The following is a 26,382-nucleotide window of genomic DNA, read 5'->3' as shown; positions in this document are numbered from 1 at the left end:
TCTCCGTGGCTTTATTTTTATGTCAATTCATCTTGTTATCATCGACGCTTTAAACCTGATCCGCCGTGTACATGCGGTACAACCTGATCCAAATGACATAGAAAGAACCATTCAAACCACCTCCCGTACACTTCGTCGCATTGTCGATGAAGCGCAGCCAACTCATATCATTGCGGTATTCGATCATCACGAGCAAGACCGAGGTTGGCGCGGTGACATCCTTCCTGAATATAAGCAAAACCGAAAACCGATGCCAAAGCCGCTCTACAATGGGCTCGATAAAATCCAAGATGCATGGTGGCAACTCGGCATTGACTCTCTGCTATCAGAAGGGGATGAAGCGGACGATCTAGTAGCAACCCTTGCGGTGAAAGTCGCGAGTCATGGAGAAAAGGTGACCATTATTTCGACTGACAAAGGCTATTGCCAACTGCTCTCCCCGACGCTACAAATTCGCGACTACTTTCAGCATCGCTGGTTGGACGCTCCGTTTATCGAACAAGAATTTGGGGTTAAGCCTGAGCAGCTGGCCGACTATTGGGGGTTAACGGGCGTGAGCTCCTCTCAAGTGCCGGGAGTAGCAGGTATTGGCCCTAAGGCCGCTAAAGAGATTTTAACCGAGTATAGCGACATTGAGTCGGCGTATGCTTCTGATGAGCTTGCAGCTAAGTATCGCAAGAAGCTCGATGAACACATTGAGATGGCGAGAAAATCAAAGCAAGTATCGGCACTCAAAACAGATATTGAGCTTGGTTTTAACCTGCAGGATATTCGTTTTGAAGGTCTAGGCAGCAACACCTAGACCTTTAAGAGACGCTTTAGACGAGATTAATGCGGCGAGATATTGGATAGCACTTGAATGTGCACCGTGATTTCTTCACGGTCATGGTATAAGTGCTTCGCTTGCAGCTTGAACTTCACCTTGTTCTCAATCAGGAAGATCTTTAGGTTCTCAATATCTTGCAGAACCTCGTCATAACGGCCTTTCATTGGCAGTTTAAGGTTGAAGATAGTCTCTTTCGCCCAGCCACGAATCAACCACTCACCCATTAGCTGCGCAACGCGAGATGGTTTCTCTATCATGTCGCACACCAACCAAGTGACGTTCTTACGTGGTGGCTCAAACTTAAAACCATCTTCTTGGTGGTGCTTAACCTGACCCGTTTCCATTAGGCTATCTGCCATCATGCCATTATCAATCGCATGTACGAACATAGAGCGGCGAACCAGCTGATATGTCCAACCACCAGGACACGCACCAAGGTCAACACCCCACATGCCTGATGCTAAGCGCTCATCCCACTCTTCTTTAGGAATAAACACGTGAAACGCTTCTTCCAATTTCAACGTAGAGCGGCTTGGCGCATCCGCTGGGAACTTGAGGCGTGGAATGCCCATAAAGAACGCGGAGTTGTTGTTTGGATACGAGTAGCCCACATAACAATGACCCGGTGCGATAAAGCAAATATGCAGAACCGGCTTTTTGGCGTGCTCTTTATTGAACAGGTACCCCTTGCCACGCATCGCTTGACGTACTGGCACGGTAAACTTGCGGCAGAACTTGAGTAGCTCTTTCGCTTCGTTGGTGTCTGGCGTTTCAATGCGGATATCGCCACAACGAGGGAAATCTTCCACCTCATCGAGTGCAGCCAATAACGGAGAAATGCGATCATCCGATGGCAGAGCTTCAAGCTCACTCGCAATCGCGAACATTTGACGAGCGAAGATAAGCGATTGGAAATCGATATCGCGGATAAGTCTGTCCGCATCACCGTCTTGGTAACACTCGAAAATCACGTAGCCTGAGTTGTTTTTGACTCGCGGGAAGCCGAATACCTCAAGGGCTGTCGCTTTGTCTTGAATTTCGCCTGCACACTCTTTCTCGAATCCAGAGCGGCAATAAAGCATTACCTGTTTCACTGATTGACTCCATCTTTGTTTGTTTCGTCAGTCATCTGATATCCAGCATAAGCGAGGAATCCCCAACCTACCATAAACATCACCCCGCCCAATGGAGTAATAGGGCCAAACCACTTCACTCCTGTTAGCGCAAGGGCGTATAGACTACCGCTAAAGAAAAGGATGCCGATGATAAAGCAAATCGCGGCGCGATGAAACGCCTTTTGCGCATTCAATATAGGGGTATTCAACGCAAATAGCGCACACAGCAGCAAAGCTAAGGTATGAATAAACTGGTACGTCACACCTGTTTCGAACACACCAAGCAAATAAGGCGACAACAGGTTTTTAAGGCCATGCGCTGCAAATGCGCCAAGCCCAACACTGACAAGCCCAGACAGCGCAGCAATAACAACAAGAGTTCGACTACGCACTCGCCTCCTCCATATCATTAATGCCTTTTATAAATAGTGCTAAACGATCCGCTGCCATCTGGCGATTTTGCGCTTCAGTAAAGCCTGAAGATTTTCTCGGTTTAAAGCTATGGTCACCATCGGGTACAAAGCTCACTTCGACCTTATCTGAAAGAGTAAAATCAGCGAACTCTTCTTGCTTACCAAAGGTATCGCGCTCACCTTGTAAGATAAGGCACGGCTTATCCATCGTCGCTAAATGGTCGCCTTTGAAGTTTTCAGGCTTGCCCGGCGGATGAAAAGGAAAACCCAAACAGACAATCGACTTGACGAGTTCATGCTCAGAAAGCAATGACGCCATTCGACCACCCATCGATTTGCCACCAATCACGATAGGCTGTCCGCAGGCAACCTTTTCGATTACCTCAGTCATAGCCTCGAGCAATTTTGGAGCGCGGTCAGGTGGGCGCTTCTTACCATCTTCAGCGCGTTTTACCATATAAGGGAAATTAAATCTGACAACACGAATGCCTTTTGCAGCTAAGCGTTGCGCCATGTCTTGCATGAAATCATGATCCATCCCCGCACCAGCGCCATGAGCGAACAGAAACAGCGGACCTTGCTCTGGCCCATCAAATACAAGGTTAGTCATCTAATAGTACCTCTTGCTCACTTTGCGCCTTCGCGAGCATCCAATCTCTAAACGTGGCGATACGCCCCATATCAGCTTGTTTGTCGTGGCAAACGACATAAAACGCGTTCTTACTGACTAAGACCTCATCAAACGGTGCAATGAGACGCCCAGCATCGAGCTCAGGCTGAGCAAGCACATTGTTACCGAGCGCGATGCCCTGCCCATGAGCCGCAGCCTGAAGCACCATGGTTGAGTGACTAAAGATAGGACCATGATTGACGTTAACACCGTCAAGTTCATTTTGTTTGGCGAACTGCTTCCAGTCTTTACGTGAGGTATCGTGAAGCAGCGTGTGCTTCGATAAATCTTCTAAGGTGTTGAGCGGTTTAGAGCCAAGCAGGAGGGCTGGAGAGCACAAAGGAACCAAAAACTCTTGATAAAGCTTATCAGCACGAAGTCCAGGCCAGTTGCCGCGACCATAGTAAATCGCAACGTCTACGTCATCGGTAAGTGAGCCTTCATCCATATCCACCGCTTTGATTCGCACGTCGATATCGGGTTCTTGCTCATTAAAATCCGCAAGGCGAGGAACCAGCCATTGAATCGCAAAACTTGGGGGCAAGCTAATGGTTAGTGCGCCTTTTTCACTGCGTTCGAGTACCTTGTCAGTGGCTTCGGCAAGTGACGTGAAAATATCTTTGATATCAAGAAAGTAACTTTGGCCTTCCTCTGTCAGTAGCAACGAACGATTTCGGCGACGAAACAGCTTGAGGCCCAAAAATTCCTCAAGTGCTTTTATCTGATGACTGACCGCCGCTTGAGTGACAAACAGCTCTTCCGCAGCTCTGGTAAAGCTCAAATGGCGCGCGGCCGCCTCGAAAACTTTGAGCGAATTGAGGGGAGGCAAACGTCTCGACATAACGACTCTCTAATGCATTAGTTTTTTTAATCTGAAACATTATAATTTATCCATTGCCGAACAGCCAGAGAAATTCTATATTTCATCCCGCAAACGCGAGTCTGAACGGCTCGGTTCTCTCTAGAACCGATTGACTCTGCGCTTGCGATGTTGTGTTTGCAATCTCGATTTTCGAGTTAGGTAGAATTCTACCACCACACCTTGGCTAGTTATCCCCTAGTTGATGTGTGTACTTCCTGTATTTTTGACCTGTCTGTCAAATTTTCTTACACCGCCTATATGGCGGTGTTTTTTTATCTGAATTTTATTCACTAATTCTGGATAGTTATATCCGCTAAATCAGCCCATAAAAAAACGGCCACCCATGGTGACCGCTTTCTATAGTTTTATTAATAGCTGAGCTAATCGTTTTTGTCAGATTAGGATTACAAGCCAGCGTCTGCAAATACTTGATTCACAATCTCTTGTGCTTCGGCTTCAATCTGTTTTAGGTGCTCATCACCTTTGAAGCTTTCGCAGTAGATTTTGTAGATATCTTCAGTACCAGATGGGCGCGCTGCAAACCAACCATTAGCGGTTGTGACTTTTAGGCCACCGATTGCCGCGCCATTACCTGGAGCATGCGTTAGGCGAGCCGTAATCGCGTCACCAGCTAGAGTTTCTGCAGACACCATCTCAGGTGATAGCTTCTTAAGCACGTTCTTCTGCTCTGTATTCGCTACCGCTTGAATACGGTTGTACTTAGACTCACCGTGCTTAGCCGCAAGCTCTTCATAGTACTGCTGAGGGTTCTTACCCGTTACCGCCGTGATTTCTGCCGCTAGAAGACAAAGGATGATGCCGTCTTTGTCTGTTGACCACGGTGTACCATCTTTACGAAGGAAAGACGCACCTGCGCTTTCTTCGCCGCCAAAGCCAAACTCACCGTTGTACAAACCGTCAACAAACCACTTAAAGCCAACCGGTACTTCACACAGCGTACGGCCAAGATCAGCAACAACACGGTCAATCAGCGCACTCGATACCAACGTTTTACCTACAGCAACGTCAGCGCGCCATTCACTGCGATGACGATATAGGTAGTCGATACACACTGCCAGGTAATGGTTTGGATTCATCAGACCTTTTGGCGTTACGATGCCGTGACGGTCGTAGTCTGGGTCATTACCAAATGCCAAGTCATAGTCATCCTTAAGTGCCAGTAGACCAGCCATTGCATATGGCGATGAGCAGTCCATACGAACGACGCCATCTTTATCCAATGACATGAACTGGAATGATGGATCGACCGCTTCGCTAACTAAGGTAAGATCTAGGTTGTACGCTTTGCCAATTTGACGCCAGTAGTCAATGCCTGAGCCACCCAACGGATCAACACCAATCTTGAGACCCGCTTTTTGGATCGCTTCCATATCAATGACATTGACTAGGTCATCAATATACGGTTTCACCAAATCACGCTCTTCAAACAAATCATTCGCTTTAGCAACGGCGATAGGTAGGCGCTTAACGTCTTTCATTTCGTTGCTGATGATTTCGTTAGCACGGTCTTCAATCGCTTGAGTTAGCTCAGCTTCTGCTGGACCACCATGCGTTGGGTTGTACTTGATACCGCCATCTTGAGGTGGGTTGTGTGAAGGCGTAATAACAATACCGTCCGCTTTCTTATCGCTGGACAGGTTGTAAGTCAAAATCGCGTGTGAAATACCAGGGGTTGGCGTATAGCCGTTATCTTCTTGAGCAATCACGTGTACACCGTTGGCAACCAATACCTCAACCACAGTCGCGAACGCTGGTTCTGACAGTGCGTGAGTATCTTTACCGACAAACAGTGGGCCCGTTGTGCCTTTCTCTGCGCGTACTTCAGCCACAGCTTGTGCAATGGCAAGGATGTGGTTTTCGTTGAAGGTTGCCTTGTCGGCACTACCGCGGTGACCAGACGTACCAAACTGTACGCTTTGAGCTGTGTTACCAGCTTCTGGTTGAACTAAGAAGTAATTAGAAACAAGCGCTGGGATATTATGCAAATCTTCTTGCAAAGCCTTTTGGCCCGCGCGTGGGTGTATAGCCATAACTGACGTCCTTTCAAATTCAAGCTTAAAAATACAAAAAACCTCATAATACTCGTTTAAGTTTGAACATTATGAGGTTTAAATCGAAATCTTAGATAGAAGCCGTGACTTTCTCGATGAGCTCTGCAGGGAATTCCATCATGGTCATTACCTGCTCGACCATTTGTCTCTTACGACTGGTGTTGGTGTTGGTAATCACCCAAAACGGCGTGTTTGGAATGGCTTTTGGTTTCGTTGTATTGCCACTCTCTAACAAGGTCGCTTCATTGTTAGCGAAGTAGACACGCTTGCGACCTTTCACTTGCGTCGCCTCTGAAAAACCTTCTGGATTCAAGCGATGCAAAGTAGACAAGACCAACATAAAGCGGTCAATCGCTTTCTTAAGGCCAGCAAACTCGTCTGAAATCAGTAGAGAGCGCATCTCTTTTACTGAATCAACAGCTTCTACTTTCGGTGCCTCTTTACTCACGACAATCGTCTTAGCGGCAGCGGGTCTCTTTTCCGTCTCGGCTGCATCTACCTTTAATAAACGTCGTAAGATATCTGAAGCACTTTCGCCAATGTGGTGGGTCTGGCTTGCAATGTAACGGTATAGATCCTCATCAACCTCAATTGTTTTCATTCGCTTTTCACAATCTCTATGTTTAAACTCTGGATGATTATAACGAGTTCCGCGATGAACCTCCACGTTAAACACATCACGAATAACAGAAAATGTCAGCTTTATTAAACTACAAAAGAGAAGGTCACGGCGCGCCAGTCGTTCTCATCCACGGACTATTTGGTGACCTCAATAACCTTGGCGTGCTTGCTCGAGAACTTAAGCAAGATCATGATGTCATCAGCATCGATCTTCGCAATCATGGGCGTTCGTTTCACAGCGAAGAGCATAGCTATTCATTAATGGCGAACGATATCATTGAGTTACTTGAAGAACTTAATGTAGAACACCCGATTATTATTGGTCACTCCATGGGTGGAAAGGTCGCGATGAAGCTTTGTGATTACGACTACCCTATCCAAAAACTCGTGGTGATGGACATGTCTCCGGTCAAATACGACACCCGACGACATGACAACGTGCTCGCGGGGCTCAATGCCGTTTGTCAGCAAACACCAAAGACACGCGGCGAAGCCATGGCAGCAATGAGCGAGCACATCGAAATGGAAGGAGTTAGGCAGTTTCTCGGTAAGTCGCTCTATAATACCGGTGAGCACATGGGATGGCGCTTTAACCTCAAAGGTCTAGAGCAAAACTACATGCAGATACTCGACTGGCAACCAATCCGTAAGACCGAGACGCCTGTCCTGTTTCTAAAAGGTGCCGACTCAGACTACCTCCAAGCGGATCATCAGCAACAGATTCAACAGCAGTTTGGTCAGGTAAAGGTCCACATTGTCGCGAACACGGGTCACTGGCTGCACGCAGAAAAGCCAAACGAGGTATTGCGAGCGATACGCAAATTCATCTAATTTTGACCTACATCGTAAGCAGGTTGATTTCCATGGATTAACTTTACCGAGTAACAATGGTATAGTTCCGCGCAAGCATATTGGCACAAAGGAATACCATGCTTTACGACTATATAGATAAACTCGAGTCCATTGGTTTGGATCTATTGTTTGCGTCCATCTTTTTTCTGATCGGTATGGCAATCAAAGATGTACTAAAACAAGGCAATGTCCCCGTGTTTGGTCGACGTATTGTGTGGCTTGTGCTGTTCTTAGGCTGTGCAGGTTTTGTCGCGAAAGGCATTATTCAGCTTAGCTGGGAAGGCACAGGACTGGGCTAATCGCCACTGTTCCTGAATCCAACGAAGACAGATAAAAAGGTACTGAATCTATGGCAAGTGTAGGTCTATTCTTTGGTAGCGATACTGGCAACACAGAAGCTATTGCAAAGATGATCCAAAAACAATTGGGTAAACAGCTCATCCACGTTCAAGACATCGCTAAAAGTAGTAAAGAAGACATCGATAACTTCGATCTGCTTCTACTTGGTATCCCGACTTGGTATTACGGCGAAGCTCAAGCAGATTGGGATGACTTCTTCCCTGAGCTAGAGGGCATCGACTTCTCTACTAAGCTAGTGGCTATCTTCGGCTGTGGTGACCAAGAAGATTACGCAGAATACTTCTGTGACGCTATGGGTACAGTACGCGACATCGTTGAAGGCAAAGGTGGCACTATCATCGGTTACACTTCAACAGATGGCTACGAATTTGAAGCGTCAAAAGCACTTGTTGAAGGTGACGAATCTCAATTTGTTGGTCTATGTATTGACGAAGATCGTCAACCAGAGCTGACGGATGAGCGCGTATCGAGCTGGACTAAGCAGCTTTATGAAGAAATGTGCCTAGCTGAGCTAGAAGACTAATTCTTCATAAACCTAAAAAAACCTCCTATTGGAGGTTTTTTTGTATCTAAAGCAGTAAAACTCTATGCTCCCACTGATTCGGTATCACTGGCTTGCATTTCTCGATACTCAGCCTTTTTACGAATATACAGCTTACGCTGAATAGTCGATACAACCTCGCCCTTATTATTCTGAATGTGAGTAACAAATTCAGGAAAGCACTTTTCTCCAGTGGCAGTGCTCTGCAAAATGTCATCCAACATGTCCTGACTCACGACAAATTCGGCTCGAAGGTCGGAAAATCCCGGCTTAATAAAATCGATACTCGCTTCTTTATCCCATACATAATACTGTTCGCGCAATATCCCCATCAGCATCAAAGAGTAGATAGGATCCGTCATTGCAAAAATGCTGCCACCAAACTGAGAGCGGTTGGCATTCTTGTTCCACCAGCGCAGCTTCAAACGAACCTTCACAGAACGAAAATCCTCACTGATCTCTTCAATGCGTATGCCCGCCCCCCAAAAAGGTGGCCAAATATTCAAAGCAAACTTAACGTATTTAGGTTTATAAATTTTTGCTAATCGTCTATCCATAACTACAACTCTTCACCAGATGTAAATAAATTGTAACTGGTCAGATGTGTTTGTAAAGTGACATAGTTCTGCTTCTATGTTAATAGTTAGTAACCCTTTGAAGTTCGTGGTTTATTGTTACGCTGTAGTACCCTATAATGAATGGATACATGAAATCTGTTTATTGCTGCAGATCATCACAGGAAAGTTTATGTCAGACAATAACAAGGCACTTAAGGACGCGGGACTGAAGGTCACGTTGCCAAGACTTAAAATTTTAGAAGTACTGCAGAAGCCAGAGTACCAACACATTAGCGCAGAAGACTTGTATAAGAAGCTTATCGACCTTGGAGAAGAGATCGGTCTAGCAACAGTTTATCGAGTATTGAACCAATTTGATGATGCCGGCATTGTCACTCGTCACCATTTCGAAGGCGGCAAGTCAGTATTTGAGCTATCAACTCAGCACCACCACGACCACCTAGTGTGCCTAGACTGTGGTGAAGTCATTGAGTTCTCTGATGACCTAATCGAAACTCGTCAGAAAGAAATCGCGGCTAAATACAACATCGAGCTAACGAACCACAGCTTGTACCTATATGGTAAGTGTGTTGGTGGCGCGTGTAAGACAGATCCTAAGGCGCACAAGCCTAAGTAAGTCTATATTTGGATATGAAAAAACCAGCCTGATGGCTGGTTTTTTTGTGAGTTGGGTTTGGTGAGTGCTGTTTTTACCCCCTCTGGCTCCCCCTTATCAGGGGGAGAACAAAGGCTCGCTTCGCATCGCCTATATAATTAGCAGCGATGCGACGATAGGAGCTAGCCTGTTGTTCCTCCCCTTACTAAGGAGAGGCTAGGAGGGGTTAGCTCTTAAACCTACTTCCCTTCAATCTTCGCCCAAGTATCACGAAGACCAACCGTGCGGTTAAACACTAAAGACTCAGCGGTAGAATCTTTAGAGTCCGCACAGAAGTAACCCATACGCTCAAACTGGTAGCCTTGCTCAGCTTTCGCTGCCGCTAGGCTTGGCTCAACAAAGCCGTTGATCACTACCAATGAGTCTGGGTTGATGGTTTCAGCAAAGTTATCTGCCGCTGCTGGGTTAGCGACGGTAAATAGACGATCGTATTGACGAATCTCTGCTGGAAGACCTTTGTCCGCTGATACCCAGTGGATAACGCCTTTCACTTTACGGCCGTCTGCTGGGTTTTTACCTAGCGTTTCTGGATCGTAGCTACAAAAGATAGTGGTGATGTTACCTGCGTCGTCTTTCTCGATGCGCTCAGCTTTAATCACATACGCGCCGCGTAGACGTACTTCTTTGCCTAGCACTAAACGCTTGTACTTCTTGTTCGCTTCTTCGCGGAAGTCTTCACGTTCAATCCAAACTTCACGAGTAAATGGTACTTCACGAGTGCCCATTTCTTCTTTATTTGGATGGTTCGCAAGGGTTAACGTCTCACCTTCACCCTCGTAGTTCTCGATAACAATCTTAACTGGGTCAAGTACAGCCATCGCACGAGGTGCGTTCTCATTTAGGTCATCACGAATACAAGATTCTAGTGAACCAAACTCGATCATGTTCTCTTGCTTAGTTACACCAATACGCTTACAGAACTCGCGAATTGACGCAGGCGTGAAGCCACGACGACGCAGACCAGAGATTGTCGGCATGCGAGGGTCGTCCCAACCGTTAACCAGTTTCTCTGTCACAAGTTGGTTTAGTTTACGCTTCGACATCACTGTGTACTCAAGGTTTAGTCGGCTAAACTCGTACTGGCGAGGCTGACAGTCGATAGTGATGTTATCTAGAACCCAGTCGTATAGACGACGGTTGTCTTGGAACTCTAGCGTACATAGTGAGTGCGTAATGCCTTCTAGCGCATCTGAGATACAGTGCGTGAAGTCATACATTGGGTAGATGCACCACTTGTCACCAGTTTGGTGGTGCTCAGCAAAGCGAACACGATATAGAACAGGATCGCGCATCACCATGAACGAAGAGCCCATGTCGATTTTTGCACGTAGACATGCCGTTCCTTCTTCGAAGCCACCGTCACGCATCTTCTCAAACAGCGCTAGGTTTTCTTCAACTGGGCGGTCGCGGTAAGGGCTTGGCTTACCTGGCGCGGTTAGCGTACCACGGTACTCGCGGATCTGCTCTGGACTTAGCTCTTCAACGTACGCTAAGCCTTTGTTAATTAATTCAACCGCATACTCGTAAAGCTTATCGAAGTAGTTAGATGAGTAGCACACTTCACCTGACCAATCGAAGCCTAACCAGCTTACATCATTCTTAATTGACTCAACGTATTCAACGTCTTCTTTTTCAGGGTTGGTGTCGTCAAAGCGCAAGTTGCACTGACCCTGGTAGTCCTGAGCAATACCGAAGTTCAAACAAATAGATTTCGCGTGACCGATGTGCAGGTAGCCATTTGGCTCCGGCGGGAAACGAGTATGCACGCTAGTATGCTTGCCATCCGCTAAATCTTTATCAATGATTTGGCGAATAAAGTTCGATGGACGAGCCTCAGCTTCACTCATCTATAACACCTCTATGTTTTAAGTATTGTCAGATATATAAACGCTAATGATCCACAATTCTTTGAGAAACCTCAACAAGATCTCGCATTTTCATTAGATTATTTTAGTACTGAATTATGAACAGGTAACACAGGCGGTTCTACAGACACAAAAAAAGCCTCTCGGGGGAGAGGCTTTGGTATGGAAATCAATGAGTCAGAGTGATTATGGCAGTTTCACTTCTGATAGGTCTTCACCAGCGCCGATAGACTTCATTTCACCAGCGATGATTTCAGCTAGAGGGCCAAGGATAACTTGTAGGTTGTTTTCACCTAGTTTAACCACACCCTTCGCACCAAGTTTCTTAAGTACTGCTTCGTCAGCAACAGAGCGGTCTTTAAGTGTTAGACGTAGACGAGTGATACAAGCATCGATTGACGTTAGGTTGTCATGACCACCTAGCGCTTTTAGGTATTGGCGAGCTAGGTCACCGTTTTTGCCTTCGCCAGCTGCAACTTCTACTGCTTCGTCATCATCTTCACGACCAGGCGACTTCAGGTTGAATGCGCGGATTGCGAAGCTGAAAGTGAAGAAGTATAGAGCACCAAAACCTAGACCGATGATTAGTAGCATGAATGGTTTCGTTGCTAGACCCCAGTTCAGTACGAAGTCGATTAGACCAGCAGAGAAGCCGAAGCCGTGTAGCGTACCAAACATGTTAGCTACGACTAGAGACAGACCTGTGAACACGGCGTGCATTGCGTATAGTGCAGGTGCTAGGAATACGAACATGAATTCTAGTGGCTCAGTGATACCTGTTAGGAAAGAACAGAATGCTACTGAGAATAGAGCGCCACCAACTTGACCACGTTTTTCAGCAGGCGCTGCTAGGTACATAGCTAGTGCTGCACCAGGTAGACCAAACATCATTACTGGGAAGAAGCCGTTCATGAATACGCCAGCGCCTTTGTCGCCGCCGAAGAAGCGGTGTAGGTCACCAGACTTCACTGTTTCAGTGACTTCTTTAACCGTTGCTGTGATTTCAGGCGTTACTGAGTTAGCGAATTCAAATGTGTGAGACTGACCAGCAACTAGAGTCTTAGCAAGAGCTGGGTCAACACAAAGCTGTTGTAGTGCAGGTAGAGCTTGGCCAGCCGCTTGCGCGCCAGTTACCATGATCTCTTGACATGTACCCATACCGAACCAGAAGTAAGAGTTAAGTACGTGGTGCAGACCAACAGGGATAAGCGCACGGTTAAGTGTACCGTAAACAAACTGACCTACTGCGCCAGATGTAGATACTGCGTGTGCTAGAGCGTCTAGACCGCCTTGGATTGAAGGCCAAACCACACCAGAGATCGCACCAGCTACTAGAGCAAAGAGACCTGCCATGATAGGTACAAGTCGCTTACCTGAGAAGAATGCTAGCCATTCTGGTAGGCGAGTAGCGTGGAATGCGTTATATGAGTGACCAGCGATGATACCTGCGAAGATACCGCCGAAGAATGACATGTTAACGCTTGCATCAATTGTGGTTGCTGCCGCTGTTAGTGAGAAGTATGCAACTGCACCAGCAAGACCGGCTGCACCGTTACCATCTTTAGATAGACCAATCGCGATACCTAGACCGAAAAGTAGTGGTAGCTGACTGAAGATTGCATTACCTGCAGCCGCCATAAATGGAACGTCTAATAGATCAGGTTGGCCCAAACGTAGTAGAAGCGCCGCAATTGGAAGCGTTGCGATAGGAAGCATCAATGCTTTACCTAGCTTCTGCGCATATCCTAGAATATTCACCTTAAGTTCCCCCTATAGGATTTGAATTTTTTTGGACGACTTATTTTAGCCGTTCAATTTAGTCCTTTTCAGTGTATGGAATTAAATTCGCCCCGCAAATTAAAACCTTATCATTTGTGATCCTAATCACCAGTTTTTGCCAAAATTCAGGCTTTTTGCTAGCGAGATCATAAAACTTATTTTATCATACGAAAAAATGGTCAAATCTAAGTAGGATTTCCATAGTGAGAGTTGCAAAGAATGGCGGTTAAACTGCGATGTAAATCAAGTTTTCAACAACCGCTCATATAGAAAAAATGATAATAACTCTCGATTAATCATTAAGTTACTTTGACCACATTAACTATTTATAACTTGCTGACTTAAAATTCGCCCTGTTACTAAGTGCTAGAAATCAAGTAAAATCAATACGATTAATCTCAGCGATGTAACAAGCTAGAAAGAATACAACACAAGGATTCGCTAACTATGTATGCATTAACGAACTGTAAGGTCTTCACTGGTTCTGATGTTCTCACCAATCATGCAGTGCTTATTGATGGAGAAAACATCCATTCTATCGTTCCTGATTCAGAACTGTCTTCGTCAATCGAACGTGTGGATTTGAATGGCGCTAACCTAAGCCCTGGTTTTATTGACCTGCAGCTAAACGGTTGTGGCGGTGTGATGTTTAACGACGAAATCACCGCAGATACAATTCACACCATGCATAGAGCTAACCTAAAGTCGGGTTGTACCAGCTTTCTGCCAACTCTGATTACATCGTCAGATGAGAATATGCGTCAGGCGCTATCGGCAGCTCGTGAATACCAAGACCAATATAAGAACCACTCTCTAGGTCTGCACCTCGAAGGTCCATATTTAAACGTCGCGAAAAAAGGCATCCACAGCCCAGATTTCATTCGTCAGTCTGACGACGCAATGATCGACCTTATCTGCGAAAATCGCGATCTCGTTGCCAAGGTAACACTGGCCCCTGAGCAAAATGCGCCAGAGCACATTGAAAGACTTCACAATGCAGGTATCGTGGTTTCTATTGGTCACACCAATGCTACATACGAACAAGCTCGCCAGGGCTTTGAGTCAGGCATCACCTTTGCGACGCACTTGTTTAATGCGATGACTCCAATGACAGGTCGTGAACCTGGCGTCGTTGGCGCGATTTATGACACACCAGATGTCTACGCGGGTATTATCGCTGACGGTTTTCACGTCGACTATGCGAATATTCGTATCGCGCATAAAGTGAAGGGCGAAAAGCTCGTATTAGTGACGGACGCCACAGCTCCGGCGGGTGCTGACATGGAATACTTTATTTTTGTCGGTAAGAAAGTATATTACAAGGATGGTAAGTGTGTGGATGAAAATGGCACCTTAGGTGGCAGCGCACTGACCATGATAGAAGCGGTTCAAAATACAGTAGAACACGCTGGTATCGCTTTGGACGAAGCTCTACGTATGGCTACGCTCTACCCTGCGAAAGCGATGGGTATCGAAGGCAAACTCGGTCGTATCAAAAAAGGCATGGTTGCTAACCTGACTGTGTTCGACAGAGACTTCAATGTTCAAGGCACGGTTGTTAACGGACAATACGAGCAAAATTAAGCATGAATGGCGGACAAATAGGTAACGTAGATTTAGTAAAACAACTCAATAGCGCAGCGGTTTACCGTTTGATAGACCAGCAAGGTCCTATCTCGCGCATTCAAGTTGCAGACGTCAGCCAACTGGCTCCTGCAAGTGTTACCAAAATTACCCGCCAGTTGCTCGAACGCGGCCTTATTAAAGAGGTCGCTCAGCAAGCTTCAACCGGTGGCCGACGTGCGATATCGTTGACCACCGCTGTCGAACCCTTCCACTCCGTTGCAGTCCGCTTAGGCCGTGATTACATCTCTTTCTCACTTTATGACCTAGGTGGTAAAGAGCTCGCGTTTGCCCATAAAGAGCTTTACTACACCAATCAAAACGAGCTGAGTGAAGGCTTAATCACTGAAATCCGTGAGTTCCTTAAACAACACAGCCCGAAGATCGATCAACTTATTGCCATTGGCGTTACCCTGCCAGGTTTGGTCAACCCAACTACAGGTGTTGTGGAATACATGCCAAACACCGACATCGACAAACTTGAGCTTGCAGATCTTGTGAAGCAGCAGTTTAAGGTAGAGTGTTTCGTTGGTAATGACGTTCGTGGCCTAGCACTCGCTGAACACTATTTTGGTGCCAGCCGTGATTGCCAAGATTCAATTCTAGTCAGCGTTCACCGAGGCACTGGTGCCGGCATTATTGTCAACGGTCAGGTTTTCTTAGGGCACAACCGTAACGTTGGTGAGATTGGTCATATCCAAATCGATCCACTTGGCGAGCAGTGTCAATGTGGCAACTTTGGTTGTCTGGAGACGGTGGCGGCTAACCCTGCCATCGTTAAACGAGTTCGCACCCTCATCGAACAAGGCTATGAGTCAACGCTTGCACTCAAAGAGCACATTACTATAGAAGATGTCTGCTCTCACGCACTCAATGGTGACGAACTGGCGAAACAGAGCTTAGTTCGCGTGGGTAATCAATTAGGCAAAGCGATTGCCATTACGATTAACCTATTCAACCCACAAAAAGTCATCATCGCTGGCGATATTACCATGGCGAAAGACATCCTTTTCCCAGCAATCCGCCGCAATGTCGAAAATCAATCGCTAACGACCTTCCATAGCGACCTACCCATTGTTGCCTCAGAGATAGACAAGCAGCCAACCATGGGTGCTTTCGCGATGATCAAGAGAGCGATGCTCAACGGCGTTTTGTTACAAAAACTACTTGAAGATTGAACAAGTGTAATGAAATTCCGCAGCACCTAAGCGGTAATTTCGAGTAGAATAGACGACCACACGCATGTGTGGTCTTTTTTTTGTGGAAAACTAATAGAATAATATGGAACTGATTCTAATCACCGTCGCCTTTATTGCAGGCTTTCTCGCTCTCAAATGCCAATTGCCCCCTTTAGTCGGCTTTTTGCTCGCAGGCTTCTTGCTGCATAACTTTGGCTTTGAATCAACGTCGACCATCACTACTCTGGCAGACCTTGGGGTCACCTTGCTGCTATTTACTATCGGTCTTAAGCTCGACGTTAAAACACTGCTGTCCAAAGAAATCTGGGCCGGCGCGACTGTCCACAATCTACTTTCTACCCTACTCTTTGCCCTACTACTTCTGGGGCTAAAATTCCTTGGCGTGACCAGTTTGGCAACACTAGGCATCGATCAACTAATACTGCTTGGCTTTGCTCTCTCTTTCTCCAGTACTGTTTTTGCGGTGAAGACACTGCAAGAAAAAGGGGAAATGAATGCCACCTACGGAACACTGGCGATCGGTATCCTGGTTATGCAGGATATCTTTGCAGTTATCTTCTTGACCGCATCGACGGGTAAGTTCCCTGAATGGTATGCCATCGCGCTCTTTGGTTTACCGTTATTGCGTCCAATTATGTTCAAGCTGCTCGACAAAGCGGGTCACGGAGAAATGCTAGTACTGAGTGGTATTTTCTTTGCTCTGGTCATGGGTGCGGGTCTATTTGAGCTAGTAGGCATGAAGCCCGATCTTGGCGCACTAATCCTTGGTATGCTACTCGCTTCTCATCGCAAGGCGTCTGAGCTGTCTAAGTCACTCTTTAACCTCAAAGAGCTGTTCCTGGTCTGCTTCTTCCTGAATATTGGTTTAGCTGACGAGCCGACAATGCAAGGCTTTATCCTTGGCGTGTTGCTGCTTCTATTGCTACCGCTTAAAGGTATTCTTTACTTCGTGGTGATCAACGCGTTTAAATTCCGCGTCCGCACTTGCCTATTAACCACACTCACCCTATTCAACTTTAGTGAATTTGGATTGATTGTTGGCGGCCTTGCCTACAAGCTTGGCTGGATCTCAGGCGATATTTTGGTGGCATTAGCGATATCGGTATCGCTGTCATTTATTATTTCTGCCCCGCTCAACCGCGTGGGTCACAGTATCTATTTACGCTCAGCAAAATGGCTCAAGGAGCAAGCAGCAGAGAAAATTAACACACGAGATCAGTTTATCAACCCAGGTGAAGCACAGGTACTGATCCTAGGGATGGGAAGAATCGGTAGCGGAGCATACGATGAACTTTATGAACGCTATGGAAAGGTAAGCTTGGGAGTAGAAGTTCGCGAAGAGGCCGCCGCCGATCACCAAGCTAAAGGTCGAAATGTTATCGCTGGTGATGCGACTGACCCTGATTTTTGGGAACGCATCCTTGATACCGCCCATGTAAAGCTGGTTCTTCTGGCAATGCCACACCACCAAGGTAACCAAACGGCGCTAGAGCTACTTCAGAAAAAACAGTTCAAGGGACAAGTCGCAGCTATTGCTGCTTATCCAGATCAATTGGCGGAACTTGAAGAAATGGGTGTCAATGCTGCATTTAACATCTACAGCGAGGCAGGTAGTGGTTTTGCTCGCCATGTATGTGACCAACTGCAGCCGAATCTAAAGTAAGCCAAACTTATCAATTCAACAGCCGCTAAATAGCGGCTGTTTTGCTTTTAGCGACCAAAAAAACACCCAAACATTGATTTCATTCATCAAAAATGGATTTTATTTAAATATTTTCTAACTAACATCGCCTTTTATTCTATTTTTCATTGTTCACGGTTGCTTTTTTTTGTGCAGATGGCAAATTGAACTCAACAGCGTTAAATTTCATCAAAAAGGAAGTTGTATGTGTTCAGTATTTGGCATTTTAGACATTAAAAGTGATGCAGCCGCTCTACGCCCAATCGCGTTAGAAATGTCTAAAAAGCTTCGCCACCGTGGTCCTGATTGGTCAGGTATCTATGCTTCAGATAAAGCAATTCTTGCGCATGAGCGCCTAGCTATCGTTGGTCTTAATAGTGGTGCACAGCCACTTTACAGCCAAGATAAAAAACACATCCTTGCAGTAAATGGTGAAATCTATAACCACAAAGAGATTCGTGCTCGTTACGAAGGTAAATACGAGTTCCAAACGGATTCTGACTGTGAAGTTATTCTAGCGCTCTATGAAGATATGGGTGCAGATCTGCTTGAAGAGCTAAACGGTATCTTCGCATTTGTACTGTACGATGAAGAAAAAGATGAGTACCTAGTGGGCCGTGACCATATCGGTATCATCCCACTTTACCAAGGCTATGACGAGCATGGTAACTACTACGTTGCTTCAGAAATGAAAGCACTGGTACCAGTTTGTAAAACCATTAGTGAGTTCCCTCCTGGTTGTTATTACGGTTCCAAAGATGCAGAACCTCAGCGTTACTACATCCGCGACTGGAACGAATATGCGGCAGTTCAAGGTAACACCACCAGTAAAGAAGAGCTGACGGAAGCCCTTGAAGCAGCGGTTAAGCGCCAGCTTATGACTGACGTACCTTATGGTGTGTTGTTGTCTGGTGGTCTAGATTCTTCTATCACGTCAGCGGTTGCAAAACGTTTTGCGGCAATGCGTATTGAAGACGATGAGCAGTCTGCAGCATGGTGGCCACAGCTTCACTCATTCGCTGTAGGTCTTGAAGGTGCTCCAGATCTTAAAGCCGCTCGTGAAGTTGCTGATCAAATCGGTACCGTTCACCATGAGATGACCTACACAATCCAAGAAGGTTTGGATGCGATTCGTGATGTTATCTATCATATTGAAACCTATGACGTCACCACCATCCGCGCCTCAACACCAATGTTCTTAATGGGTCGTAAGATCAAAGCGATGGGCATTAAGATGGTGCTATCTGGCGAAGGTGCTGACGAGATCTTTGGCGGCTACCTTTACTTCCACAAAGCGCCAAACGCGAAAGAGTTCCACGAAGAGACTGTGCGTAAACTACTCGCACTGAACATGTTTGACTGTGCTCGTGCCAACAAGTCGCTTGCAGCTTGGGGTGTAGAAGGTCGCGTTCCATTCCTAGATAAAGAATTTATCGACGTGGCTATGCGCCTGAACCCAGAAGATAAGATGTGTGGTAACGGTAAGATGGAAAAACACATTCTTCGTGAGTGTTTTGAGCATTACCTACCAGAATCAATCGCATGGCGTCAAAAAGAGCAGTTCTCAGACGGCGTTGGCTACAGCTGGATTGATACGCTAAAAGAAGTGGCTGAAGCTAAGATTACTGATCAGCAAATGGAAACAGCGGCATTCCGCTTCCCATACAACACGCCAACAACGAAAGAAGGTTATGCATACCGCGAAATCTTTGAAGAGTTGTTCCCGCTAGAGTCAGCAGCGAAGTGTGTACCGGGTGGTCCATCTGTCGCTTGTTCTTCAGCGAAAGCAATTGAATGGGATGAGTCATTCCAAAACTGTGTTGACCCATCGGGCCGTGCAGTTCAAGCTGTTCACAACGACGCTTACTAAGATACAAAAAAACCAGCTTCGGCTGGTTTTTTTACGTCGATTGTATAGGTCTAGCCTGGATGTCCATCCGCCCTTGGTGTCACGAGCATTTTGCCAAAGTGATACACATACATAGCAAACGCAAACGCCCATAGGCCGGCGCTAATATCCACCATGGTAAACATGTGTTGAGGCCAAACTGCGACTCCGACACTGCGCACGACCGCTGCCAAGATGATAGCGCCAAACGCCAGTGTCATGTTTGGACCTTCGTAGATTGCTCGTCCAGTATGACCCATAGTGACACGACTGATCATAGCGAGCACAAGACCACCTAAGGCCCCTACCGCAAACAAATGAAGCATCGCGTGAGCCGCGAAAGCGTCAGTGAGAATACCACGGTATAACAGGCTCAATGGCAAGCATAAGTAGGTTAGCATTAACGACCATACCAAAGGCTCAGATAAGGTTAACCAAGGTTTCCAGCGGATCCAACGAGCCAATTGCAACGCCCCTGCAATCAACATTAAAGGTTTCCCTAGAGTAGCTAGCGACAATGGGAAAAAGCTCAGCACAAACAGCATCATCAACGACAAGGTCGATAGCCATTCGAGCCATACAATGGGCTGTGACTTTTCATACTGAAAACGACGCGCAGCAAAGAACGGAATGACGCGTCCTCCCATCACTGACAACAAGATAGCAAACCACCACAACATCGCTTGCCATACTGCGCTGGAGCTAAATGGAGGCATGCCTTTGATCGTTGCATAACTAGCAAAGTTCGCGAAGATCGCTAATAGAAAGAGAGGAACAAAGAACAGATTGCGCCACCCTTTTGAGCGATACACACGAAAGCCAACCTCATAGGCAGCCAAAGCAATGAACAGAGATTCAATACTTGAGGTTAACCACAAAGGCACAGGCGTCCAGAACAAGATACGAGTGGCAACCCATAGCCCCACCAGCATTAACAAACGATAATGCTTAGTACCATTAATACCCGTCCAAGTTTGCACTGCAGTAAGTACAAACCCCACCACTATTGCCATCGCGAAACCAAAAATCATTTCGTGTGCGTGCCACCACAACGCCGGCACTTTAAGTACTTCAGGTTGACCGGTTTGGAACATAATGACCCAAGCTACGACTGCAAAAATAGCGTAAACGCTACCGAGTAAGAAAAATGGACGAAAGCCCAATCTAAGCCAAGCAGGAATCGCTTCTTCGGCTTTTTTATCGACGATATTTAACATCTCAACTCGCTATCTAATCTCTAACTAAGAACCTATTGCATGAAGCATGCCAAACTTAAAATCACTATTTATCAGATATATAAAAGAAATAAGTGTCTTTTTGACTCACAACAACCCAGAGTCATAAAGACACGAAATTGTCATTAAGTAATAAATTACTTGGGGACAAAATGAAAGAATCACGCAATAGGTTCTTCTTATCAGGGCTCTATTTTTTACAACAACGCTCGTTGATAGAACAAAATGTCAAACTCTCTCGAGGAGATGATTATTGTATTGTGTTTGCGCCAATAGAGAGTAAACTTGCCGACCCTTTAACCAAAACCCTATTAATACTAGGTGAAAACGAATGTCTAACAGTGCTTCATCGCTCAATAAGCGAATGAACATCGTCGCGCTGACGTGGCCCATTTTTATCGAAGTCTTACTGCGCACCGCTCTCAATACTACCGATGTGTTTATGCTCAGTGGCTATTCTGATCAAGCGGTTTCCGCGGTCGGAGTGATCACCCAGATCAGCTTTTTTCTTATCGTCGTGTCCATGATGGTCAGCAGTGGCACAGGCATTCTCATCGCTCAATACAATGGCGCATCGAAATTTTCTGAATCTGCACAAACAGGGGTCGCGAGCATTCTGCTCGCTCTTGGTTTAGGCGCTATTCTGAGCTTGTCACTGCTTGTGGGTGCTGAGCATTTTATTGCGCTGTTTGGATTAGAAGAACAAGTTGCAGCCTATGGTTACGACTATCTTATCATCAGCGGCTCAATGACCTTCAACGTCACTCTTGGTATCGTACTGACCACTATATTGAGAAGCCATGGCTTTTCACGCTCTCCCATGGTCATTAACCTAATTGCGGGCGTTATTAATATATTCGGTAACTATGTCGCACTCTATCAGCCGTTTGGCTTGCCAGTCTTCGGTGTCAGTGGCGTAGCAACGGCAACCGTAGTGAGCCAAGTGATCGGCACACTATTAATGATATTGGCAGTACGTGGAAAGCGCATTGACCTGCCATTTGCGACCTGGCGTGCTATCCCAAGCACACTCTACAAGAAGATCATGAAGATCGGCATGATGAATGCCGGAGAGATCCTATCCTATAACATGGCGCAGATGGCGATTGTCTACTTTGTCGTGCAGATGGGCACCGCATCATTGGCGGCATTTACCTATGCTCAAAATATCACGCGCGTTTCTTTTGCCTTTGCACTTGCTCTGGGTCAGGCAGGGCAGATTCAAACGAGCTACTTTATCGGTAAAGGCTGGGCTGATGACATACTGAGTCGCATCCAGAAATACTATCTAGTGGGTCTTGCGGCATCGACAGGCATAGTGATTACTCTGTTCTTGTTCCGATATCCACTTATCGATCTGTTCACCCAAGACCCGGAAATCGTCACGCTTGTCGCAATGCTCATTGGTGGTTCTATTTTTGTTGAGTCAGGTCGAGTCTCTAATCTCATTTTCATCGCCGCTCTGAAAGGTGCTGGCGATATCAAGTTCCCTGTAAAAATGGGGATCTTGAGTATGTGGGGCATTGCCGTTGTCTTTGCCTACTTGCTTGGCCTGCATTGGGGCTTTGGTATCTTAGGTGCCTGGATAGCCATAGGCATGGATGAGTGGCTGCGCGGATTGGTTATGATTCATCGTTGGCGCTCCAAAGTGTGGACGCGCTTTGCCCTGACTTAATCGCCACGGCCACCTTCAAAAAGCCATCGAGCACATCACTCAAACGATGTGCTCGAACTACAAACTGCTCTCCCTGATTGACGTCAACACCGCTTCATAAAGGGCCTCTTTGAGCCACTTAGCTTTTGCACTCAACTGTGATTGCTTTCTCCAAATCAATGCGATGTCGAAGTCGGCAACAGGTACCGGCGGAGCAACGGCAGTGAGGTGTGGCTGCATAAGGCTAATCTGCGCCATTTTTTCAGGAACAATGGCAAACATTGCACGCCCACTTACCAAGCGTCCGATGGTGAGGAAATTGCGAGATACCGCGGTTACCGAGCGAGTCAGTCCTACGGCATCCAAGTGTTTGTCTACATTGCTGGTAAAGGCTCCCTCAGGGCTGACCAAACAGTGCGGCAGGGAGACGAAGGTTTCGATATCGACATGCTCAATTGGCACCTGAGATTGGTCATAGATACAAACGTGTTTTTCTGTATATAAGGTTTGTCCATCGAACTGCTCATCCAGTTCAGGAATGCTGCCGATGATCATATCTAGACTTTCTTGCTCACTGATCGACTTATAGTTATTACGATTCACGTTGACGAAGCTAACCTTCGAATGAGGGGCATCGGTTAGGATGGCATCGTAAATCACCGGACCAAAAATAAACTCAGCGTAGTCGGTTAGACCTATCTTACAGACGCCTCGATACTCATTGGGATCAAACACTGCCTTTGGCAAGACCTTATGTTGCACCAAGCTAAGGATCTGTTCTACGGTTGGAAAGAGCTCACTCGCACGCTCTGTCGGCACCATTTGGTGCGACTTTCTTTCAAACAGCTTATCGCCACACAGCTCTCTAAGTTTAGCGAGACTATGACTCATCGCAGACTGGCTAACGAAACACTTCTGCGCAGCGACAGAGACACTACGGGTCTGATATAGGTGATAGAACACAATCAACAAGTTGAGATCTATCCGCTTCCAATCTAATTTTCCTCGTCCCATTTCATTCATAGTAGGTATCAAAACTATCGATTTGAATCATTATATGTCACGACTTAGTATCAGCGCTAATCGAAAATGTTATCGCTACGCAGGTATTACTTTGTCTACAAGCAACTCAGATTCGCTCACTCGCGAACCCACTCAGCAGCAATCCTTGTTTGCCATCTTTAAGATCTTTTTTGCCCTTGGCTGGGTAAGCTTCGGTGGACCTGCTGCACACATTGGTTACTTTAGAAATACCTTTGTTGAAAAGCTCAAATGGCTCAGTGATAACGACTACGCACAAATCGTTGCCCTCAGCCAGTTCTTACCAGGACCAGGCTCAAGTCAAGTGGGCTTTGCTGTGGGTTATCAGCGCGCCGGTCTTGGCGGCGGCATCATGGCCTTTCTTGGCTTTACACTGCCCTCAGTTATCCTCATGTTGGCACTTGCAGTATTGAGCAGCCAATTAACCGAGTCGAGCGTATTCCAAAACATCGTCCATGGCTTGAAGCTACTTGCTGTACTGGTCGTGGCTGACGCGGCTTGGGGAATGTATAAAAACTTCTGCAAGTCTACGCTTACCGTGTCTTTGTGCATCGGGACAGCCATTGCACTGTTGGTCTTCCAGGGTATTGCCACGCAAATCATCGTGCTAATTATCGCAGCTCTTGTAGGTACTCGCTATCTAGCGACTGGCAACAATGAGTCCCCTGCAGGCACACTTTCTTTCTCGGTAATGCCATTAGTTAGCTTTTTTGCTTTGCTTGTTGCTCTGCCGCTACTTGGACACTTTTCGCCGTCACTGCAACTGTTCGCGGACTTCTACCAGGCAGGTAGCTTAGTGTTTGGTGGTGGTCATGTGGTTCTACCGTTACTTCAAAATATTGTTGGTGACCAATTAACTCAAGATGCATTCCTTACAGGCTATGCGGCGGCGCAAGCGGTTCCGGGACCAATGTTTACCTTCGCCACCTATATTGGTTATGAGCTTATGCCAACGGCACCTATTGTGGGCGCCATCATCGCCACTCTTGGCGTTTTCGTTCCAGGCTTTCTATTGCTAGTAGGCGTTCTTAAGAATTGGCAACAGCTCGCAAGCATTCCAGCGGTTTCAGGGGCTTTAATGGGGGTCAACGCTGCGGTGGTTGGTCTACTACTCTCTGCCCTGTACCAACCTGTTTTCGTCAGTGCTGTGGTCTCTTCGCTTGACTTAGCCTGGGTTCTATTGGGCGCCTTACTGATGAAACAGTTTAAACTGCCTATTGTGTGGATGGTCATCTATTTTGCGTGTGCTGGCCTGATTGCTCCGAGCCTAGCAAATTTAATCTAAATCAAGTATCGCTCTGATTTTGAGCGATATTTCTCGCAACTTTTCTAGCTGATTCATACACTAATTATGAGGGGCAAATGCCCCTTATCGACCGTCAACTGCATCAAAAGGGTTAACGATATAAGCAAAAGCGTGTATTTATAGAATCACCTTCCGACACGGTTCGCACACGAACCTCTTGCTCCTGCGGCTGTATCTATGAGAGCAACTGTAACCGCAACCAGATTCGCGTGCCATGTTTGTAGGTGAGAGTAAGGAGGCGAGTTATGGACAAATCTACACCCCGCAATCGGCATCTCAACACCGCCAAAGCCGACTCAATCAATCAAGGTATTGAGCAGACGCACCTCGCTATTCACGAGCAAATACCTGAAGTCGTCAGAATGGCCTTTGCATCCTATGACAGTACTCACGGTCAACTGCGAACCTTTGCGCACAGTACGTTACAAGGCACTCCCTTGCTTCATTACAGCGCGCCTATCTCTGCTCAGTCTCGCTTAGGTAAGATGGTCACTCGCCAACTAACTCGTGTGGTCAATGATATCCCTACCGAAATTGCCAATGACTCGCAGCATTCTAAATGGTTACTTGAACAGGGCTATGAAGCCTCATTCACTCGACCTGTGTTTGATAACGGTGAGTTTATAGGCCTGCTGTTTTTCGATGCTGATCGCAAAGGGTTCTTCGACTCATCAACCACCAGCGAACTCATCAAAGATTCTGATAATCTCGTACGTCAGATTTGTGAGCAGCGTCAGTGCGTCAACGCTATGTCCGATTTAGGCTTCTCTCTTCGCCGCACCAACTTCGAGCATCAGAACGAGAGCCTTGATCACGCCTATCGTGTTGGTCAGTACACACGCCTAATTGGTGAAAAAGTAGCAGAGCTTTATCAGCTGAATGATGAAACTATCGAGCATATGGTTCAGTTTGCTGAGCTGCATGATGTTGGTAAATACTCGAATCTTGGTAGTAAGCAGCAAAGCCTTTGGCTGGAGGATTGGGGGGATCATTTGAAACTCACCGCACAGATCCAGCAAGGGCTCAATCTGATTAACGCTTTAGCTCGGCAGATTCACGAAGAGCAACAAACCTGTGTTCAATTGCTCAGAGAGATCATTCAGTATCATCATGAGTATCTCGATGGCAGTGGCGCTCCTCGCGGCCTCAGCCACGCACATGTTCCTGTATCAGCGCGAATTGTTACCGTTGCTAACATTTTTGATGCCCTGACAAGTCACCGCTCCTACAGCGAATCTTGGTCACTGACCCACGCGCTTCTAGAGCTAGAGAAAATGGTTACCCTAGGCAAGATCGATGGCAATTGCGTTCAGGCCCTACGTGCGCAGCAAGACGCTGTAAAGCTTGTGATGCAATCAAACTTTCTACCGAGACATTAACCGTTAACAAAGAAACGGCCTTCTACTCGTTGTGAATGCGCCCCGAAAAATTGAGTTTTTACTCGACTTATGTGCTCGGGGCCGCATTTATGCGCCAATCGCTTCTTGCAGTCCATTCTCAGTATGTCTAGTATTGTAGTGTTAACAATCAATTAACATAAATACAA

The 26,382-nt window shown here is 46.5% G+C and carries 23 protein-coding genes; 12 read left to right on the top strand and 11 right to left on the bottom strand.

Translation table 11 applies throughout. From position 1 onward, the window contains the following. Positions 1-19 precede the first annotated feature (19 nt). Positions 20-802 carry a flap endonuclease Xni gene (gene xni, locus AC6I8U_RS03405; RefSeq protein ID WP_498017751.1) on the top strand — a complete coding sequence of 261 codons (783 nt, stop codon included), beginning with the start codon at positions 20-22 and terminating at the stop codon, positions 800-802. 26 nt (positions 803-828) lie between these two features. Here the strand turns inward: xni and rlmM are convergent, their stop codons facing one another. From rlmM to seqA, 6 genes are all read right to left on the bottom strand, one after another. After that, positions 829-1,920: a 23S rRNA (cytidine(2498)-2'-O)-methyltransferase RlmM gene (rlmM, locus tag AC6I8U_RS03400; protein WP_042473674.1), complete on the bottom strand. Its 1,092-nt coding sequence runs from the start codon at positions 1,918-1,920 to the stop codon at positions 829-831. Next, entirely contained in the window at positions 1,917-2,333 is a 417-nt protein-coding gene (locus AC6I8U_RS03395; RefSeq protein ID WP_394150765.1) for a DUF423 domain-containing protein, read from the bottom strand. Before AC6I8U_RS03395 ends, rlmM begins: the two co-directional genes overlap by 4 nt. Beyond that, positions 2,326-2,964, bottom strand: a complete 639-nt coding sequence (locus AC6I8U_RS03390; protein ID WP_498017750.1) for an alpha/beta family hydrolase — start codon at positions 2,962-2,964, stop codon at positions 2,326-2,328. The genes AC6I8U_RS03395 and AC6I8U_RS03390 overlap by 8 nt, the downstream gene beginning before the upstream one ends. After that, entirely contained in the window at positions 2,957-3,865 is a 909-nt protein-coding gene (locus tag AC6I8U_RS03385) for a transcriptional regulator GcvA (protein ID WP_252012292.1), read from the bottom strand. Before AC6I8U_RS03385 ends, AC6I8U_RS03390 begins: the two co-directional genes overlap by 8 nt. Before the next feature lie 425 nt (positions 3,866-4,290). After that, a complete protein-coding gene (gene pgm / locus AC6I8U_RS03380; RefSeq protein ID WP_498017749.1) occupies positions 4,291-5,937 on the bottom strand; it encodes a phosphoglucomutase (alpha-D-glucose-1,6-bisphosphate-dependent) in 1,647 nt (548 codons plus the stop codon). Positions 5,938-6,028: 91 nt separating this feature from the next. After that, positions 6,029-6,559 carry a replication initiation negative regulator SeqA gene (seqA, locus tag AC6I8U_RS03375; protein ID WP_128648311.1) on the bottom strand — a complete coding sequence of 177 codons (531 nt, stop codon included), beginning with the start codon at positions 6,557-6,559 and terminating at the stop codon, positions 6,029-6,031. Between the two features lie 92 nt (positions 6,560-6,651). Between seqA and AC6I8U_RS03370 the strand changes: the two genes are divergently transcribed. From AC6I8U_RS03370 to fldA, 3 genes are all read left to right on the top strand, one after another. After that, the gene (locus tag AC6I8U_RS03370) at positions 6,652-7,410 is read left to right on the top strand and encodes an alpha/beta fold hydrolase (RefSeq protein WP_252012295.1); all 759 of its coding nucleotides are present in this window, start codon (positions 6,652-6,654) and stop codon (positions 7,408-7,410) included. A gap of 98 nt (positions 7,411-7,508) precedes the next feature. Continuing rightward, the gene (locus tag AC6I8U_RS03365; RefSeq protein WP_042496654.1) at positions 7,509-7,730 is read left to right on the top strand and encodes a DUF2788 domain-containing protein; all 222 of its coding nucleotides are present in this window, start codon (positions 7,509-7,511) and stop codon (positions 7,728-7,730) included. Between the two features lie 50 nt (positions 7,731-7,780). Continuing rightward, on the top strand, positions 7,781-8,314 hold the full coding sequence (gene fldA / locus AC6I8U_RS03360) for a flavodoxin FldA (protein ID WP_042473660.1): 534 nt from the start codon (positions 7,781-7,783) through the stop codon (positions 8,312-8,314). 62 nt (positions 8,315-8,376) lie between these two features. Here fldA and AC6I8U_RS03355 read toward each other — a convergent pair whose 3' ends face one another. After that, positions 8,377-8,889 carry a DUF4442 domain-containing protein gene (locus AC6I8U_RS03355; protein ID WP_042473656.1) on the bottom strand — a complete coding sequence of 171 codons (513 nt, stop codon included), beginning with the start codon at positions 8,887-8,889 and terminating at the stop codon, positions 8,377-8,379. Positions 8,890-9,079: 190 nt separating this feature from the next. Here AC6I8U_RS03355 and fcrX point away from each other — a divergent pair, with 190 nt between their 5' ends. Beyond that, positions 9,080-9,526 carry a ferric iron uptake transcriptional regulator FcrX gene (gene fcrX, locus AC6I8U_RS03350; RefSeq protein WP_252012297.1) on the top strand — a complete coding sequence of 149 codons (447 nt, stop codon included), beginning with the start codon at positions 9,080-9,082 and terminating at the stop codon, positions 9,524-9,526. A 218-nt stretch (positions 9,527-9,744) separates the two neighbouring features. Here fcrX and glnS read toward each other — a convergent pair whose 3' ends face one another. Further along, positions 9,745-11,412, bottom strand: a complete 1,668-nt coding sequence (glnS, locus tag AC6I8U_RS03345) for a glutamine--tRNA ligase (protein ID WP_498017748.1) — start codon at positions 11,410-11,412, stop codon at positions 9,745-9,747. Positions 11,413-11,616: 204 nt separating this feature from the next. After that, entirely contained in the window at positions 11,617-13,188 is a 1,572-nt protein-coding gene (nagE, locus tag AC6I8U_RS03340) for an N-acetylglucosamine-specific PTS transporter subunit IIBC (RefSeq protein ID WP_234495282.1), read from the bottom strand. 468 nt (positions 13,189-13,656) lie between these two features. Between nagE and nagA the strand changes: the two genes are divergently transcribed. The 4 genes from nagA to asnB all read left to right on the top strand — a co-directional run bounded on the left by nagA (position 13,657) and on the right by asnB (position 19,582). Next, entirely contained in the window at positions 13,657-14,793 is a 1,137-nt protein-coding gene (gene nagA, locus AC6I8U_RS03335) for an N-acetylglucosamine-6-phosphate deacetylase (RefSeq protein WP_498017747.1), read from the top strand. Between the two features lie 2 nt (positions 14,794-14,795). Beyond that, entirely contained in the window at positions 14,796-16,010 is a 1,215-nt protein-coding gene (gene nagC, locus AC6I8U_RS03330; protein WP_234495280.1) for a DNA-binding transcriptional regulator NagC, read from the top strand. Positions 16,011-16,113: 103 nt separating this feature from the next. Then, positions 16,114-17,694, top strand: coding sequence for a cation:proton antiporter family protein (locus AC6I8U_RS03325; protein ID WP_234495279.1), 1,581 nt, complete (start codon positions 16,114-16,116; stop codon positions 17,692-17,694). Between the two features lie 223 nt (positions 17,695-17,917). Then, positions 17,918-19,582 carry an asparagine synthase B gene (gene asnB, locus AC6I8U_RS03320; protein ID WP_234495278.1) on the top strand — a complete coding sequence of 555 codons (1,665 nt, stop codon included), beginning with the start codon at positions 17,918-17,920 and terminating at the stop codon, positions 19,580-19,582. A gap of 50 nt (positions 19,583-19,632) precedes the next feature. On the opposite strand, the gene AC6I8U_RS03315 is transcribed toward asnB, so the two are convergent. Next, entirely contained in the window at positions 19,633-20,817 is a 1,185-nt protein-coding gene (locus AC6I8U_RS03315) for an NnrS family protein (RefSeq protein ID WP_498017746.1), read from the bottom strand. A 349-nt stretch (positions 20,818-21,166) separates the two neighbouring features. Between AC6I8U_RS03315 and AC6I8U_RS03310 the strand changes: the two genes are divergently transcribed. Next, positions 21,167-22,510: an MATE family efflux transporter gene (locus AC6I8U_RS03310; RefSeq protein WP_498017745.1), complete on the top strand. Its 1,344-nt coding sequence runs from the start codon at positions 21,167-21,169 to the stop codon at positions 22,508-22,510. Between the two features lie 57 nt (positions 22,511-22,567). Here AC6I8U_RS03310 and AC6I8U_RS03305 read toward each other — a convergent pair whose 3' ends face one another. Further along, entirely contained in the window at positions 22,568-23,512 is a 945-nt protein-coding gene (locus AC6I8U_RS03305; RefSeq protein WP_498017744.1) for a LysR family transcriptional regulator, read from the bottom strand. A gap of 145 nt (positions 23,513-23,657) precedes the next feature. Between AC6I8U_RS03305 and chrA the strand changes: the two genes are divergently transcribed. Then, positions 23,658-24,815, top strand: a complete 1,158-nt coding sequence (gene chrA / locus AC6I8U_RS03300; protein WP_498018309.1) for a chromate efflux transporter — start codon at positions 23,658-23,660, stop codon at positions 24,813-24,815. A 266-nt stretch (positions 24,816-25,081) separates the two neighbouring features. Next, a complete protein-coding gene (locus AC6I8U_RS03295; protein WP_498017743.1) occupies positions 25,082-26,215 on the top strand; it encodes an HD-GYP domain-containing protein in 1,134 nt (377 codons plus the stop codon). Positions 26,216-26,382 lie beyond the last annotated feature (167 nt).

Source organism: Vibrio sp. KUL80 (assembly GCF_059725495.1).
The sequence above is the reverse complement of the archived record's forward strand: the minus strand, read 5'-3'. Positions and strand labels throughout refer to the sequence as shown.